We start from the raw sequence: 15,431 nt of genomic DNA, 5'->3' as shown, positions 1-15,431 counted from the left end.
ACTGGTTTGGGACCAGTGGGTCGGAGGTTCGAATCCTCTCTCGCCGACCAATTTTGAACCCCGCTTCGGCGGGGTTTTTTGTTTTCTGAGGCTTCTCATCCCTGTAGTCATTCTCCGACAGCGTCCTTTTTCATTGTCGCAATCCAGCGACATACAACTCATTGAAAGTTAGATAAAAAAACATTTATGGGTTTTGCTGTCTCCTCCTGGCGACATATTCCCGCCGTTTCCCGATACGTTGTAGCGCTTAAGACGGCGCTTAGCAGCATAATTTCCTTTTATCTTAAAATGTTGCGTCATGTAAAAGTTCTGGGTGTTATGTTGGCACGTTACGTGCAATAATATGCGTGTAGATGCTCATTCCATCTCTTATGTTCGCCTTAGTGCCTCATAAACTCAGGAATGACGCAGAGCCATTTACGGTGCTTATCGTCCACTGACAGATGTCGCTTCGGCCTCATCAGACACCATGGACACAACGTTGAGTGAAGCACCAAATATGTTGTCTTACAGACCTGTTTTAACGCCTGCTTTTATAGCAGGCGTTTTTTTATGTCTTATTCCCGATACAGGCGCATGATCAGGGCAACCATTAGCAGGGCTGATGCAGAGACAGCATAGAGCGCCTGTACTGAGCCAAACCCTGAAGCCACCGCCGCTGCAATGCCGGTGAAAAGAGAGGCGCTGAGCGTTTGCCAGCGCCAGGCTTTACCGCTGGCCGAAGCGGTTTGCGTGAGAGGAAAACTACTGAGTACCCCAAACGTGCCCGCTGCGAAGAGAACATTCGAGGCCAGATGCGCGATAAAGATCATCCCCAGCGCGCATACTGTCCACCCGGACAAAAACGGCACCATGCCATAAGCGGCCAGAAAGATGCTCAGGCAAACGATTATTCGTGGCGTGTGGGCCGCAAAGCGCGTCAGGCTCTCTTTTTTTAGCAGCAGGGGGCCACAAAGCTGCCCCAGACTCCTCGCGAAAAGCAAAGGCAAAGCAAGGCCCGCCGCATCCTGAGGACGGAGCTGCTGGGCCAGTGCCGGAAGAAGCGCCATCGCCGGTGAGCCGACGGCGGCCAGCGCCGGCAGGATGAGCAGGCTGCGTTTCTGCCGAACGGTCAACGCCTGCCAGCGTAATGTTGCCGAATCCCCCTTTTCCATAGTGGTGGGGCCTGGTGTCGGAGAAAACCGGCGTCCAGCCAGCCATAGCAGTACTAATGAGCCCAGAAAGCTCGCGGCATCAATGGCCAGTAGGGTAAACACGGATGTCTTCTGAAACAGCACCACGCCGAGTCCGGTCCCTAATAACACTTGAGAAGCGAAAATCACATTTTCCAGACAGGTTGCAGCGGGCAGCTCTGCTTCGCTAAGTCCGCGCTTAAAGAGCAATGTCAGCGCGGGCCAGCTCATCCCGCTGAGCAGGGCTTCGGTAGATTGCACGGCGAGCAATGCGGCAACGCTGTGGTAACCCACGCCAAGCAGAGGAAAGAGCAGGGCGAGCAAGCCCAGCACCTCGGTCAGTATCAGCAGCGATATCGGCGAAAAGAGCGAGCACAGTTTTTCGCCTAAGATGCTGCCGATGAACCCAGGTACCGTAGCGAAAAGAAAAGCGAGAGTGAGCAGAGCGGGCGGGGCTGACCACGCTAGCAGCAAACCGAAGACCACAACCTGGGTTAGACCATTCCCCAGTGACGAAAAGATAAAAGCACAGGCAAGCAGGCGCAGCCAGCGGTGGCAGCGCAGCGCCTGGATAAGCGCATACAAAAGCGAGTTCATTGAGATTTCCTTTCAAAAACGATTTAGTCCACGCTGCAAAATGTGCGCGTGTGTGAAAAAAGGTTAATGAAAAGACATCGTTACATTGGCGGATTCGTTTGCGGATGTGGGTGCAAAGAATGTAGCAGGAGAAAGGCGATAAAAAAAGGAGGCCCTCTGGCCTCCTTTTTATTTACTGCTGCGTACCGTTATTTTGCAGCGTTAGCAGCAATCCGTCACGCCGCATGGCGGCTGCCTCTTCCGGCTTATGCTGCTTGTCCAGCGTATCGGCAAGCCACGCGTAGTCAAACGCGTCCGGACGCTGTTTCAGCGCTGCACGGAAGGCGAGGCTCGCCTCCTGCCATTCGCCATGCTTCATTAACGACTGACCGAGGGTGCTCCACAGCAGCGGACGATCGCCGACGCTTTTAATCTGCTGACGCAGCACTTTTTCGATTTGCTCAGGATTATTGGTTTTCAGGCGCGGGATCACCATCACCAGACGATCGTCATACTGGCGCTTCAGGCCGTCGAGGAGGATCTCCTGAGCCGTGTCATGATCGTCACATTCAATAAGATGTTCCGCCATGGCGACCTGCAGAGGAACCTGCTGGCGCGTCTTACGGCTCTGATTCTTCCACCACGTTTTCAGACCGTCGCTGCCCAGGTCGGCGCGCGCCTGATCCATCAGGCCAATCCATGCCAGACGCTGCAGCTCATCACGATGTTCATCGTCGCCCACCTCGGCTTTCGCCATCGACGGAATGATGTCCAGCAGCGAACCCCAGGCGCCGGTACGAATATACGCCTGCTCGGCAAGACGCAGCACTTCCGGATGACGTGGCGCAACTTCCAGCAGGCGATCGATACCGTGGCGAGCCGCGTGGTTCTCATTGCGTGCCAGCTGCAGGCGGACGCGGGTAATTTCCACAGGAATTGGGTCACCGGACGCCAGCTCTGCCGCCCGCTCCAGATGCTGATTAGCGCGGGCTTCGTCACCGCGCTGCTGCGCCGCTTCGGCTGCGAGCAGATAATTCACCACCGGCTGTTCAGCATGGTCAGCGTTTTTCGACATCAGCTTTTCAACCTGCTGATAGTCACCCTCAGCAAGCTTAAGCAGCGCCTGCTCGGTTTGTTTACGGGCGCGGCGGCGTTTACGTCCAACGAACCAGCCGCGCGTGTGGGCACCGGTGCGGAAAATGCGGCGCAGGATCCACTCGATCGCAAACAGCACCACCACGCCGAGGATCAGAATGATCGTCAGGCCGGTTACGCTGGTTTCAATGTTGTAGTTATCGGTCTGGATCAGGACGTAACCCTGATGGCCCGCAAGCATGGGGCCCAGCACGATCCCGGCGATCAGCAGGATGAAGAGTAAGAGAACTTTTAGCATCATTACTCTCCTTGCGGTGCGCTTTCAGGCGCCGGAGCCGGGGCAGGTGCCGCTCCGCCCGACGGCTCTGCCGGTACGCCCGGCTGCGCCAGCAGGTTACGTACGCGCGTCTGCATCAGTTTCTCCAGAATCGGCTGGCTGGCCAGCTTATCCGGCACGTTCATGGTGATGTTCTGCTGGCTCAGCTTATCAATGTCTTCGAGGAAGGCGGTGGTCGTCGCATCATCGGTGTTGTAGTAGGCGCGTACCCACGTTGAGACGTTATCCAGCGCCTGTTTGTAGGTCTCTTCCTGATGACGCGGCACGGCCTGAGCCGCCACCAGCAGGCGGGAACGGATGTTCTCGCGCAGATAGATATCCTGGTTCGGCGCCAGCAGCGGCACGGCGGTTTCGTCGCGACGGCGGATAGTGATGAAGCTGTCCATAAAGTTCTGCCAGCTTTTCTGCAGGTTTATGCGCCATTCGCTCAGGGAGCTGGAAAGCTCGGTACCGTCGGAATCCATCGGGGAGTCGTCGTCGTTATTATCCGCCAGCTGCAGGTTATCAATCTGATTCGACAGCTGGTTCACCTTGAGGATAATGCCGTCGTAATCCACCTGCGAGACGGCGGAGAGGCTGGCGATGTCTTCGGTGATCGCGCGACGTGCGGTAATGAGGCTCGGGTCGTTCATGTCTGCCAGGCTCGCATCGGCGCTTTTCAGCAGCGCGGCGGCAGTGGTGACGTCCTGATCGCTCCAGAGCTTACGTCCTGCGAGCTTCACCAGGAAGTCAGCCTGCGAGAGCAGCCAGGTTTTGGCATCGGTACCGGAAATCGTGGCGACTTTCTGCTGCACGTCGCCCAGCTGTTTAGCCAGCTCTTCCTGTTTGCGGTTCGCCTCGGCAAGCGCGGCGGCCTGCTGCTTAATCACCGTTTCCAGCTCGGTTTTCTGCGTCTCCTGCGCTTTTTGCAGGGCAGTGAGCTGATTCACCAGCGCATCGCTGGTGGACGTCTGGTTAGCGCCCTGTTGCTTCACCAGACCGTACAGGCCAACCCCTGCAGCCAGCGCAATGGCGATGGCAATCGCGCTCAGCGCGAGGCTCGTTTTGTTGCTGCCGTTTTTCTTCTCAGCGGTTTTCTCTGTCGTCTCTGGCTGTGGCGTCGTCTCCACAGTCTCCCTGGTCTCTTCAACCACGGCGGAGGATTTGTCGTGTTCCGTCATTATGGCTTCCCATTTGAGAGTTATTGTAATGCGCGCAGCAGCGCATCGTTGTCGGCGTTATCAGCGATCCGAATATCCTGCCAGCCCAGTTCCCGGGCCTGGTTCGCCAGACGCTCACTGACGACCAGAAGCCGACAGCGGAGTAACCAGTTTTCGCGATACCAGAGCGGTATCAGCGACCAAAGCTGTTGTAACATTTCACCGCTGGTGACCACCAGCGTATTAATGCCGCGCGCGTGCCAGCGCATCGCCTCTTCCGCGCCATCGTAGTGTTTTGCACAACGCTGATAGCACTCAGTGAACGTCACGTCTGCACCACGTTCACGCAGCGTTTCGCCCAGCAGCTCGCGGCCACCATTACCGCGCAAAATGAGCGCGCGCTTTCCGGCAATAGTTTGTAATTCAGGTAATTGTAGCAAGACTTCACTGATTTCCCGATCTAACGGGTAACAAACGTCCACGCTGCTTACGGTATGCAGCGCCAGTGCCGTTGTGCGGCCAATCGCGAAATAGCGGGGGGCGGCTGGCCAGGTCAAACCCTGCTGTTGCAGCTGCGCGTGGGCAAATTCCACGGCATGTTGCGACAGCGCAAACAGCAGGTCGCCTTCTTGAAGAGTATTCATCTGGTCGGCGAGCGCGGAGAGCTCCCGACCGGGGGAGAATTCAATGAGCGGAAAACTCCAGGCCACCTGCCCCAGTGCGCGCAGACGGCTCACTAACTGCTCTCCTGCGGGAGAAGGGCGGGTGACAAGAATACTCATGCAGGGGGCTCTCCATTATAAACGTCAGCCAGGATCTCGCGGGCGCCGTTATCCAGCAGTTCTTCCGCCAGCGACACGCCAAGCTGCTCGGCATCTTGCGCTTTACCGCGACGTTCGCCGCGTACCATCTGCGAACCGTCCGGGGCGCCCACCAGCGCGCGCAGCCACAGTTCGCCTTCTGTTAATTCAGCATAGCTGCCAATCGGTACCTGGCATCCCCCTTCGAGGCGGGTATTCATCGCACGCTCGGCTTTTACGCGAATAGCGGTCTCGTCATGGTTTAGCGGTGCGAGCAGTTCGCGGGTACGCGCATCGTCCAGACGGCACTCGATGCCGACGGCACCCTGTCCCACGGCCGGGAGCGACAGCTCTGGCGGCAACGCCTCGCGAATGCGCGACTCAAGCCCCAGACGCTTAAGGCCGGCAACGGCGAGGATAATGGCATCGTAATCGCCGTTATCCAGCTTGCCCAGACGCGTGCCGACGTTACCGCGCAGCGAGCGAATGATCAGGTCAGGGCGACGTTCCGCCAGCTGACACTGACGACGTAAACTGGACGTGCCAACCACGCTACCTTCTGGCAGCGCGTCGAGGGAATCATAGTGGTTAGAGACAAACGCATCGCGCGGATCTTCGCGCTCGCAGATGGTCACCAGCCCCAGCCCTTCCGGGAACTCAACGGGCACGTCTTTCATCGAATGTACGGCGATATCGGCGCGGTTCTCAAGCAATGCCAGTTCCAGTTCTTTGACAAACAGGCCTTTGCCGCCCACTTTCGCCAGGGGCGTATCGAGGATCACGTCACCGCGCGTGACCATCGGCACCAGCTCGACGCGCAATCCACTGTGGCAGGCTTCAAGGCGCTGCTTCACATAATGTGCCTGCCAGAGCGCGAGAGGGCTTTGGCGTGTGGCAATTCTCAAAACATTGTCTAACATGCTTGTTACCGTCATTATCAATCGCTAACCATCCTAACATTGTTGACTCTGGGATGGCAGTTTTACGGTTGATGAAGCGCGAGAGGGACAGGGCGGCGTATTCGTCAGCCATAGCCGTATTCAGGAATTTACACGTACAGAACGGTGCTACACTTGTATGTAGCGCATCTTTCTTTACGGTCAACCGGCAAGGTGTTAAATTGATCACGTTTTAGACCATTTTTTCGTCGGTACCACCAAAAATGATAAGGGCGAAAAAGGGTAACGGTTATCTTTTTGAAATACTGCGGGTCCGCTGTTATTCGTGTTTTGAATAGCTTGCGACACCCGGAAACATCAGGCGATACGTCTTGTACCTCTATATTGAGACTCTGAAACAGAGACTGGATGCCATTAATCAACTGCGTGTGGATCGCGCGCTTGCTGCCATGGGCCCTGCTTTCCAGCAGGTATACAGTCTGCTGCCGACATTATTGCACTATCACCATCCGCTGATGCCTGGCTACCTTGACGGTAACGTTCCCCAGGGCATTTGCCTTTTCACGCCTGATGAAACCCAACAGCATTACCTCAACGAACTGGAACTCTACCGCGGCATGCCGCCACAGGAGTCTCCAAAAGGTGAACTACCGATTACCGGCGTTTACTCGATGGGGAGCACCTCATCGGTAGGGCAAAGCTGTTCTTCGGACCTGGACATCTGGGTCTGCCATCAGTCCTGGCTCGATAACGACGAGCGTCAGCTGCTGCAGCGCAAGTGCAGCCTGCTGGAGAGCTGGGCGGCCTCGCTCGGCGTGGAAGTAAGCTTCTTCCTGATTGATGAAAACCGTTTCCGCCATAACGAAAGCGGCAGTCTGGGTGGTGAGGACTGCGGCTCGACTCAGCACATCTTACTGCTGGATGAATTTTACCGTACTGCCGTGCGTCTGGCCGGGAAGCGTATTCTGTGGAATATGGTCCCGTGCGAAGAAGAAGAGCATTACGATGACTACGTCATGTCGCTTTACGCGCAGGGCGTACTGACGCCAAACGAATGGCTGGACCTCGGCGGTCTGAGCTCTCTGTCAGCAGAAGAGTACTTTGGCGCAAGCCTCTGGCAGCTCTATAAAAGTATCGACTCGCCGTACAAAGCGGTGCTGAAAACGCTGCTGCTGGAAGCCTATTCCTGGGAATACCCCACGCCTCGCCTGCTGGCGAAAGATATCAAGCAACGTCTGCACGACGGGGAGATCGTCTCCTTCGGGCTGGACGCCTACTGCATGATGCTGGAGCGCGTGACCGAATACCTGAAAGCCATTGATGACACCACGCGTCTGGATCTGGTGCGTCGATGTTTCTATCTCAAAGTCTGTGAGAAATTGAGCCGCGAGCGCGCCTGCGTGGGCTGGCGTCGTGAAGTGGTCAGTCAGTTAGTGAAAGAGTGGGGATGGGACGAAGCGCGTCTGTCCATGCTCGACAACCGGGCCAACTGGAAAATCGATCAGGTGCGTGAAGCGCACAACGAACTGCTCGATGCGATGATGCAAAGCTATCGTAACCTGATCCGCTTTGCGCGCCGTAACAACCTCAGCGTTTCCGCCAGCCCGCAGGACATCGGGGTATTAACCCGTAAGCTGTATGCCGCGTTTGAAGCGCTGCCGGGTAAAGTCACCCTGGTTAACCCGCAGATTTCGCCAGACCTGTCAGAACCGAATCTGACCTTTATCTACGTGCCGCCGGGCCGCGCAAACCGCACCGGGTGGTATCTGTATAACCGTGCGCCAAGCATGGACTCAATCATCAGCCATCAGCCGCTGGAGTATAACCGCTACCTGAACAAGCTGGTGGCCTGGGCCTGGTTTAACGGCCTGCTGACCTCGCGCACGCGCCTGTTTATCAAAGGCAACGAGGTGGTTGATCTCGCTAAGCTGCAGGAGATGGTCGCGGATGTGTCGCACCACTTCCCGCTGCGTCTGCCTGCCCCAACGCCTAAAGCGCTCTACAGCCCGTGCGAGATTCGCCATCTGGCGATTATCGTCAACCTGGAGTACGACCCGACGGCGGCCTTCCGCAATCAGGTAGTTCACTTTGACTTCCGCAAGCTGGACGTCTTCAGCTTTGGTGAGCAGCAAAACTGCCTGGTGGGCAGCGTGGATCTGCTGTACCGCAACTCGTGGAACGAAGTGCGTACCCTGCATTTCAACGGCGAGCAGGCGATGATCGAGGCGCTGAAAACGATTCTCGGCAAGATGCACCAGGATGCCGCACCGCCGGACAGCGTTGAGGTGTTCTGCTACAGCCAGCACCTGCGCGGTTTAATTCGTACCCGCGTGCAGCAGCTGGTTTCTGAGTGTATCGAACTGCGTCTCTCCAGTACCCGTCAGGAAACCGGGCGCTTTAAAGCGCTGCGCGTCTCCGGCCAGACCTGGGGCCTGTTCTTCGAACGCCTGAACGTGTCGGTACAGAAGCTGGAAAACGCCATCGAGTTCTACGGCGCGATTTCACACAACAAGCTGCATGGCCTGTCGGTGCAGGTGGAAACCAACCACGTTAAGCTCCCGCAGGTGGTGGACGGATTCGCCAGCGAAGGGATTATTCAGTTCTTCTTTGAAGAGTCGGGCGATGATGCCGGGTTCAACATCTACATTCTGGATGAAACCAACCGCGCCGAGGTGTATCACCACTGTGAAGGCAGTAAAGAGGAGCTGGTGCGCGACGTCAGCCGCTTCTACTCCTCTTCGCATGACCGTTTCACCTACGGCTCAAGCTTTATCAACTTTAACCTGCCGCAGTTCTACCAGATTGTGAACGTCGACGGTCGTACGCAGGTGATCCCGTTCCGCACCCAGGCCGTAACGCCTGCCGCGCCTGCCAATCAGGACACCGCGCCGCTGCTGCAACAGTATTTCTCCTGAGCCTTTTCGCTCGCCCGGTGGCGGCTACGCCTTACCGGGCCTACAACAGCTCGAACCCGTAGGCCGGGTAAGCGCAGCGCCACCCGGCACCAAAACTATCTGAAACTCACAGCCTCACCCGCCTGCGCGGTAGCCGCCTGTTCCAGCAGATCCCAGAACGGTACGCAGCTGCGGTCGCAAACCCATTCCCCGTCCTTCAGATCGAAATGATAGCCGCCCTGTTTCGCGGCCAGCCACACCTGGTGAAGCGGCTCCTGGCGGTTAATAATAATTTTGCTGCCATTTTCGAAGCTCAGGGTCAGAATGCCGCCGTTGATTTCACAATCGATATCGCTGTCGCCATCCCAGTCGTCAAGACGCTCTTCGATGGTCATCCACAGGTTGTCGGCAAGGCGATGGAATTCACTGTCGTTCATGGTTTTGTTCCTGTTTTTCGTGATGCCGGCAGTATAACCCTAAATAATTCCCGTTGCAGGAAAGCGGCAAACTCTTGCTTTTGTGTCTTCTCCTGCGATGATAGAAACAGATTTGAACTTACGGGCAACTTTATAATGAAAAACGCTTTCCGAACGCTTGCCGTTCTCATCACGCTGTTTAGCCTGACTGGCTGCGGACTGAAGGGACCACTGTACTTCCCACCGGCGGATAAAACCGCGCCGCCGCCGACGAAACCCGTGCAAAGCGGCATTGAGTCCACCACGCCAAATACTAACGATCGTGGCGACAACGGTGGCCCGACTCAGGTTAATCTCTGACGACAACGTTCTGTACCCGCGCAATGGAGCAAATGATGCAGTTCTCTAAAATGCATGGCCTTGGCAACGATTTTATGGTCGTCGACGCGGTAACGCAGAATGTGTTTTTCTCCCCGGAACTGATCCGTCGCCTGGCGGATCGGCATCTGGGCGTGGGGTTCGATCAGCTGCTGGTGGTCGAGCCACCGTACGATCCCGACCTCGATTTCCACTACCGTATTTTTAACGCGGACGGCAGCGAAGTTAACCAGTGCGGCAACGGCGCGCGCTGTTTTGCCCGCTTTGTCCGCCTGAAAGGGCTGACCAACAAGCGTGATATTCGCGTCAGCACGGCCAATGGCCGCATGGTGCTCAGCGTCACCGATGATGAGCTGGTGCGCGTGAACATGGGCGAGCCTAACTTCGAGCCCTCCGTCGTGCCGTTTCGCGCAAACAAAGCGGAAAAGACCTATATTATGCGTGCGGCCGAGCAGACAGTATTGTGCGGCGTCGTCTCAATGGGTAACCCACACTGCGTGATTCAGGTTGATAATGTGGAAACCGCCGCGGTCGAAACGCTCGGCCCGGTGCTGGAAAGCCACGAACGTTTCCCGGAACGCGCGAACATCGGCTTTATGCAGGTGGTGAAGCGCGAGCACATTCGCCTGCGGGTTTACGAGCGCGGCGCGGGCGAGACTCAGGCCTGCGGAAGCGGCGCCTGTGCTGCGGTGGCCGTTGGCATCTCTCAGGGGTTACTGGCAGAAGAGGTTCGCGTGGAATTACCGGGCGGCCGGCTTGATATCGCCTGGAAAGGACCGGGTCATCCACTGTATATGACTGGCCCGGCGGCACATGTCTATGACGGGTTTATCCATCTATGAAACAACCAGGGGAAGAACTGCAGGAAACAGTGACGGAACTGGACGACAGAGCTGTTGTTGATTATCTGCTGCGCAATCCTGAGTTCTTTATTCGCAATGCACGCGTCGTCGAAGAGATGCGCGTGCCGCATCCGGTTCGCGGGACCGTGTCGCTGGTCGAATGGCACATGGCGCGCTCGCGCAACCACATCAATCAGCTGGAAGAGAACATGACGCTGCTGATGGAGCAGGCCAGCACCAACGAAAGCCTGTTCTATCGTCTGCTGCATCTGCAGGCGCGTCTGGCGTCGGCGCACAGTCTTGACGAGTTCCTCAGCCGCTTCCACCGCTGGGCTCGCGAGCTGGGGCTGGCGGGCGCAACGATTCGGCTTTTCCCTGACCGCTGGCGCATTGGCGCACCGTCGGGGTTCACCCATCTGGCTCTTAGCCGTCAGGCGTTTGAACCGCTGCGCATTCAGCGTCTGGGCCATGAGCACCACTATCTGGGGCCGCTGAACGGGCCTGAGCTGCTGGTGGTGTTACCGGAAGCCAAAGCGATTGGCTCGGTGGCGATGTCGCTGATGGGGCGCGATGGCGATCTGGGTGTCATGTTATTTACCAGCCGCGATGCGCATCACTATGAGCAGGGGCAAGCGACGCACCTGCTGCAGGAGATCGCCCTGATGCTGCCCGAGCTGCTGGAGCGCTGGATTGAGCGCGTATGACGGACGGACTGCTCGCCACTGACGTCTCGCGCTTTCTGCGCTATCTGGGCGTGGAGCGTCAGCTTAGCCCCATTACCCTGCTCAACTACCAGCGTCAGCTTGATGCCATCATGCAGATCGCCGACGAAATCGGCCTGAAAAGCTGGCAACAATGTGACGCTGCGACGGTACGCGGGTTCGTCGTGCGTAGCCGTAAAAAAAATCTCAGCCCGGCAAGCCTGGCGCTCAGGCTCTCGGCGCTGCGCAGTTTCTTCGACTGGCTGGTCAGCCAGGGGGGCTTAAAAGCCAACCCGGCAAAGGGGATCGCCACGCCGAAAGCGCCGCGCCATCTGCCTAAAAATATCGACGTTGACGACGTAAATCGCCTGCTGGATATCGACCTTAACGATCCGCTCGCCGTGCGCGACCGCGCGATGCTGGAGGTGATGTACGGTGCCGGGCTGCGTCTGTCCGAGCTAGTTAATCTTGATATCAAACACCTCGATCTGGAGTCCGGTGAAGTGTGGGTAATGGGCAAGGGCAGCAAAGAGCGCCGCCTGCCGATTGGCCGCAATGCAGTTTCCTGGATTGAGCACTGGCTTGACCTGCGCGGGCTGTTTGGCAGCGAAGAGGATGCGCTGTTCCTGTCGAAGCTCGGCAAGCGGATCTCCGCGCGTAACGTCCAGAAGCGCTTTGCGGAGTGGGGCATTAAGCAGGGGCTGAACAGCCACGTTCATCCGCACAAGCTGCGCCACTCCTTTGCGACACACATGCTTGAGTCGAGCGGCGATCTGCGCGGCGTGCAGGAACTGCTTGGCCACGCGAATCTGTCGACCACTCAAATCTATACCCACTTAGACTTCCAACACCTTGCCTCGGTGTATGACGCGGCGCATCCACGCGCCAAACGGGGGAAATAATGCGTTTTTACCGCCCACTTGGTCAGATCTCAGCCCTGACGTTTGACCTTGATGACACCCTTTACGACAACCGCGAGGTGATCCTGCGTACCGAGCAGGAGTCGCTGGCGTTTGTGCAGAACTACCATCCCGCGCTGAAAGCGATGCAGAACAAGGACTTTCAGAAGCTCCGTCAGTCCCTGCGGGAAACCGAGCCGGACATTTACCACGACGTGACCGAATGGCGTCGTCGTGCGGTCGAGCAGGCGATGCTCAATGCCGGCCTGAGCGCGCAGGATGCGGCCATCGGTGCCGAAGCGGCCATGGAAAACTTTGCCAAATGGCGCAGCCGTATCGACGTGCCGCAGGAGACCCACGACACGCTGGCGAAGCTTGCCGAAAAGTGGCCGCTGGTGGCGATCACTAACGGCAATGCTCAGCCGGAGCTGTTTGGCCTCAGCGATTACTTTGAATTTGTGCTGCGCGCTGGCCCGCACGGGCGCGCGAAGCCATTTAATGATATGTACCATCTGGCGGCAGATAAGCTTAACCTGCCGCTGGGTAACATTCTGCACGTGGGGGATGACCTGACCACGGACGTGGCCGGTGCTATCCGCTGCGGGATGCAGGCCTGCTGGATCAAGCCGGAAAATGCGGAGCTAATGACCGCAACCGACAGCCGTCTTCTGCCGCACGTGGAAATTTCACGGTTGGCATCCCTCACGACGCTGATATAATCACCAGTAATATTGTATAAATTACCAGGGGTTTGCAGTTGTAGGCCCGGTAAGCGGAGCGCCACCGGGCGCTTCGCTGTGTTCCTGAATACTATGTGACGGTGCCAATGGACGTTTCTTACCTGCTCGACAGCCTTAATGACAAACAGCGTGACGCGGTTGCCGCCTCGCGCACCAACATGCTGGTACTGGCTGGGGCGGGCAGTGGTAAGACGCGCGTGCTGGTTCACCGTATCGCCTGGCTGCAGAGCGTGGAGAACTGCTCCCCGTACTCCATCATGGCGGTGACGTTTACCAACAAGGCGGCGGCAGAGATGCGCCACCGTATCGCTCAGCTGATGGGCACCAGCCAGGGCGGCATGTGGGTTGGCACCTTCCACGGTCTGGCGCACCGCCTGCTGCGCGCACACCACATGGACGCCAACCTGCCGCAGGATTTCCAGATCCTCGACAGCGAAGACCAGCTCCGTCTGCTGAAACGCCTGATCAAGGCGATGAACCTCGATGAGAAGCAGTGGCCACCGCGTCAGGCGATGTGGTACATCAACGGCCAGAAGGACGAAGGGCTGCGCCCGCACCACATTCAGAGCTTCGGCAACCCGGTCGAGCAGACCTGGCAGAACGTCTACAAGGCCTATCAGGAAGCGTGCGATCGCGCCGGTCTGGTGGATTTTGCCGAGCTGCTGCTGCGCGCCCACGAGCTGTGGCTCAACAAGCCGCACATCCTGCAGCACTACCGTGAACGCTTCACCAATATCCTGGTGGACGAGTTCCAGGATACCAACAACATTCAGTACGCGTGGATCCGCCTGCTTGCCGGTGATACCGGCAAGGTGATGATCGTGGGCGATGATGACCAGTCGATCTACGGCTGGCGCGGGGCGCAGGTAGAAAATATTCAGCGCTTCCTCAACGATTTCCCCGGCGCGGAAACCATCCGTCTGGAGCAGAACTACCGCTCAACCAGCAACATTCTGAGCGCGGCCAACGCCCTGATTGAGAACAACAACGGGCGTCTGGGTAAAAAGCTGTGGACCAACGGCGTCGACGGCGAACCGATTTCGATTTACTGCGCCTTCAACGAGCTCGACGAAGCCCGCTTCGTGGTGAACCGCATCAAAACCTGGCAAGACAACGGCGGCGCGCTGGAGCAGTGCGCCATTCTCTACCGCAGCAACGCCCAGTCGCGCGTGCTGGAAGAGGCGCTGCTGCAGGTGAGCATGCCGTACCGCATTTATGGCGGCATGCGATTCTTCGAACGTCAGGAAATCAAAGATGCGCTGTCGTATCTGCGCCTCATTGCCAACCGTAACGACGACGCGGCGTTTGAGCGCGTGGTGAACACGCCGACCCGCGGGATTGGCGACCGCACGCTGGACGTGGTGCGTCAGGCCTCGCGCGATCGCCAGCTGACGCTGTGGCAGGCGTGCCGCGAGCTGCTGCAGGAAAAAGCGCTCGCCGGACGTGCCGCCAGCGCGTTACAGCGCTTCCTTGAGCTGATTGACGCTCTGGCGCAGGAAACCGCCGACATGCCGCTGCACGTGCAGACCGACCGGGTGATTAAAGACTCCGGCCTGCGAACCATGTACGAGCAGGAAAAAGGCGAGAAGGGCCAGACCCGTATTGAGAACTTAGAGGAACTGGTCACGGCAACGCGCCAGTTCAGCTACAACGAAGAAGACGAAGACCTGATGCCGCTGCAGGCGTTCCTCTCCCACGCCGCGCTGGAAGCGGGTGAAGGGCAGGCGGACACCTGGCAGGATGCGGTTCAGCTGATGACCCTGCACTCCGCCAAAGGTCTGGAGTTCCCGCAGGTGTTTATCGTCGGGATGGAAGAGGGGATGTTCCCGAGCCAGATGTCGCTGGATGAAGGCGGACGTCTGGAAGAGGAACGTCGTCTGGCCTACGTGGGCGTGACGCGCGCGATGCAAAAGCTGACGCTAACCTACGCCGAAACACGCCGTCTGTACGGTAAAGAGGTTTATCACCGTCCGTCGCGCTTCATCGGCGAGCTGCCGGAAGAGTGCGTAGAAGAGGTGCGTCTGCGAGCGAGCATCAGCCGTCCGGTCAGCCATCAGCGCATGGGCTCGCCGATTGCGGAAACCGACACCGGTTACAAGCTGGGCCAGCGCGTGCGCCATTCGAAGTTTGGCGAAGGCACCATTGTGAATCTGGAAGGCAGCGGCGAGCACAGCCGCCTGCAGGTAGCGTTCCAGGGGCAGGGGATCAAATGGCTGGTGGCGGCCTATGCGAAGCTGGAAACAGTCTAACATTCAGAAAAATATCATTATTTTGTAATAATCTGCTAGCCTTATACAGTGAAGGTCAATTAATGCCCTTCAGCGTTCCGTTGCGTGTTGACGCCACAGTTATAGCTGGCGTAACATGCGCGCACGATTACGCTAAGAGGACATTCGCCTTGGACACACCCAGTAGATACTGGCTCAATTCCCTGTCATCCAGGAACAACTCCTAAGGCTATCTCCTCTTGCTGATGGCCTTAGTGGTTGTCAGCGACCTGCATTATTCCCGTCGCGCTGAGTCAGGCTGTTTAATGGTCTGAA

The 15,431-nt window shown here is 57.6% G+C and carries 14 protein-coding genes; 8 read left to right on the top strand and 6 right to left on the bottom strand.

The annotated features are described in order from the left end of the window. Nucleotides 1-557 precede the first annotated feature (557 nt). The 5 genes from ADJ24_RS21055 to hemC form a co-directional block, all read right to left on the bottom strand. Complete coding sequence (locus tag ADJ24_RS21055; RefSeq protein ID WP_023309634.1) at nucleotides 558-1,769, bottom strand: hypothetical protein; 1,212 nt, start codon at nucleotides 1,767-1,769, stop codon at nucleotides 558-560. A 172-nt stretch (nucleotides 1,770-1,941) separates the two neighbouring features. Beyond that, on the bottom strand, nucleotides 1,942-3,141 hold the full coding sequence (gene hemY, locus ADJ24_RS21050; RefSeq protein ID WP_023309633.1) for a protoheme IX biogenesis protein HemY: 1,200 nt from the start codon (nucleotides 3,139-3,141) through the stop codon (nucleotides 1,942-1,944). Between the two features lie 2 nt (nucleotides 3,142-3,143). After that, complete coding sequence (gene hemX / locus ADJ24_RS21045) at nucleotides 3,144-4,340, bottom strand: uroporphyrinogen-III C-methyltransferase (protein ID WP_023309632.1); 1,197 nt, start codon at nucleotides 4,338-4,340, stop codon at nucleotides 3,144-3,146. 20 nt (nucleotides 4,341-4,360) lie between these two features. Further along, nucleotides 4,361-5,101 (bottom strand): uroporphyrinogen-III synthase, encoded by a 741-nt coding sequence (gene hemD, locus ADJ24_RS21040; RefSeq protein ID WP_023309631.1) that lies wholly within the window; start codon nucleotides 5,099-5,101, stop codon nucleotides 4,361-4,363. Beyond that, nucleotides 5,098-6,039, bottom strand: coding sequence for a hydroxymethylbilane synthase (gene hemC, locus ADJ24_RS21035; RefSeq protein ID WP_032667978.1), 942 nt, complete (start codon nucleotides 6,037-6,039; stop codon nucleotides 5,098-5,100). The genes hemD and hemC overlap by 4 nt, the downstream gene beginning before the upstream one ends. Nucleotides 6,040-6,389: 350 nt before the next feature. Here hemC and cyaA point away from each other — a divergent pair, with 350 nt between their 5' ends. Then, entirely contained in the window at nucleotides 6,390-8,933 is a 2,544-nt protein-coding gene (gene cyaA, locus ADJ24_RS21030; RefSeq protein ID WP_023309629.1) for a class I adenylate cyclase, read from the top strand. 95 nt (nucleotides 8,934-9,028) lie between these two features. On the opposite strand, the gene cyaY is transcribed toward cyaA, so the two are convergent. Then, nucleotides 9,029-9,349 (bottom strand): iron donor protein CyaY, encoded by a 321-nt coding sequence (gene cyaY / locus ADJ24_RS21025; protein WP_023309628.1) that lies wholly within the window; start codon nucleotides 9,347-9,349, stop codon nucleotides 9,029-9,031. A 135-nt stretch (nucleotides 9,350-9,484) separates the two neighbouring features. Here cyaY and lptM point away from each other — a divergent pair, with 135 nt between their 5' ends. The 7 genes from lptM to ysgD all read left to right on the top strand — a co-directional run bounded on the left by lptM (nucleotide 9,485) and on the right by ysgD (nucleotide 15,343). Further along, nucleotides 9,485-9,688 carry an LPS translocon maturation chaperone LptM gene (gene lptM, locus ADJ24_RS21020; RefSeq protein WP_014885650.1) on the top strand — a complete coding sequence of 68 codons (204 nt, stop codon included), beginning with the start codon at nucleotides 9,485-9,487 and terminating at the stop codon, nucleotides 9,686-9,688. A 35-nt stretch (nucleotides 9,689-9,723) separates the two neighbouring features. Further along, complete coding sequence (dapF, locus tag ADJ24_RS21015; RefSeq protein ID WP_023309627.1) at nucleotides 9,724-10,548, top strand: diaminopimelate epimerase; 825 nt, start codon at nucleotides 9,724-9,726, stop codon at nucleotides 10,546-10,548. Then, nucleotides 10,545-11,252 (top strand): DUF484 domain-containing protein, encoded by a 708-nt coding sequence (locus ADJ24_RS21010; protein ID WP_023309626.1) that lies wholly within the window; start codon nucleotides 10,545-10,547, stop codon nucleotides 11,250-11,252. The genes dapF and ADJ24_RS21010 overlap by 4 nt, the downstream gene beginning before the upstream one ends. Then, nucleotides 11,249-12,151: a tyrosine recombinase XerC gene (xerC, locus tag ADJ24_RS21005; protein WP_023309625.1), complete on the top strand. Its 903-nt coding sequence runs from the start codon at nucleotides 11,249-11,251 to the stop codon at nucleotides 12,149-12,151. The genes ADJ24_RS21010 and xerC overlap by 4 nt, the downstream gene beginning before the upstream one ends. Continuing rightward, a complete protein-coding gene (gene yigB, locus ADJ24_RS21000; RefSeq protein WP_023309624.1) occupies nucleotides 12,151-12,867 on the top strand; it encodes a 5-amino-6-(5-phospho-D-ribitylamino)uracil phosphatase YigB in 717 nt (238 codons plus the stop codon). Before xerC ends, yigB begins: the two co-directional genes overlap by 1 nt. A gap of 107 nt (nucleotides 12,868-12,974) precedes the next feature. Next, on the top strand, nucleotides 12,975-15,137 hold the full coding sequence (uvrD, locus tag ADJ24_RS20995; RefSeq protein ID WP_023309623.1) for a DNA helicase II: 2,163 nt from the start codon (nucleotides 12,975-12,977) through the stop codon (nucleotides 15,135-15,137). 149 nt (nucleotides 15,138-15,286) lie between these two features. After that, complete coding sequence (gene ysgD / locus ADJ24_RS25640) at nucleotides 15,287-15,343, top strand: YsgD/CorL family protein (RefSeq protein ID WP_212743980.1); 57 nt, start codon at nucleotides 15,287-15,289, stop codon at nucleotides 15,341-15,343. Nucleotides 15,344-15,431 lie beyond the last annotated feature (88 nt).

The organism is Enterobacter sp. 940_PEND (assembly GCF_001059415.1).
In the GTDB taxonomy this organism is placed as follows: domain Bacteria; phylum Pseudomonadota; class Gammaproteobacteria; order Enterobacterales; family Enterobacteriaceae; genus Enterobacter; species Enterobacter cloacae_M.
This window is presented reverse-complemented; position numbering and strand designations above follow the sequence as displayed.

Bases quoted from the DNA above. Each gene is read 5' to 3' on its own strand.
- ADJ24_RS21055 (WP_023309634.1), bottom strand. From the start codon at position 1,769: ATGAACTCGCTTTTGTATGCGCTTATCCAGGCGCTGCGCTGCCACCGC.
- hemY (WP_023309633.1), bottom strand. From the start codon at position 3,141: ATGCTAAAAGTTCTCTTACTCTTCATCCTGCTGATCGCCGGGATCGTG.
- hemX (WP_023309632.1), bottom strand. From the start codon at position 4,340: ATGACGGAACACGACAAATCCTCCGCCGTGGTTGAAGAGACCAGGGAG.
- hemD (WP_023309631.1), bottom strand. From the start codon at position 5,101: ATGAGTATTCTTGTCACCCGCCCTTCTCCCGCAGGAGAGCAGTTAGTG.
- hemC (WP_032667978.1), bottom strand. From the start codon at position 6,039: ATGTTAGACAATGTTTTGAGAATTGCCACACGCCAAAGCCCTCTCGCG.
- cyaY (WP_023309628.1), bottom strand. From the start codon at position 9,349: ATGAACGACAGTGAATTCCATCGCCTTGCCGACAACCTGTGGATGACC.
- lptM (WP_014885650.1), top strand. From the start codon at position 9,485: ATGAAAAACGCTTTCCGAACGCTTGCCGTTCTCATCACGCTGTTTAGC.
- dapF (WP_023309627.1), top strand. From the start codon at position 9,724: ATGCAGTTCTCTAAAATGCATGGCCTTGGCAACGATTTTATGGTCGTC.
- ADJ24_RS21010 (WP_023309626.1), top strand. From the start codon at position 10,545: ATGAAACAACCAGGGGAAGAACTGCAGGAAACAGTGACGGAACTGGAC.
- xerC (WP_023309625.1), top strand. From the start codon at position 11,249: ATGACGGACGGACTGCTCGCCACTGACGTCTCGCGCTTTCTGCGCTAT.
- yigB (WP_023309624.1), top strand. From the start codon at position 12,151: ATGCGTTTTTACCGCCCACTTGGTCAGATCTCAGCCCTGACGTTTGAC.
- uvrD (WP_023309623.1), top strand. From the start codon at position 12,975: ATGGACGTTTCTTACCTGCTCGACAGCCTTAATGACAAACAGCGTGAC.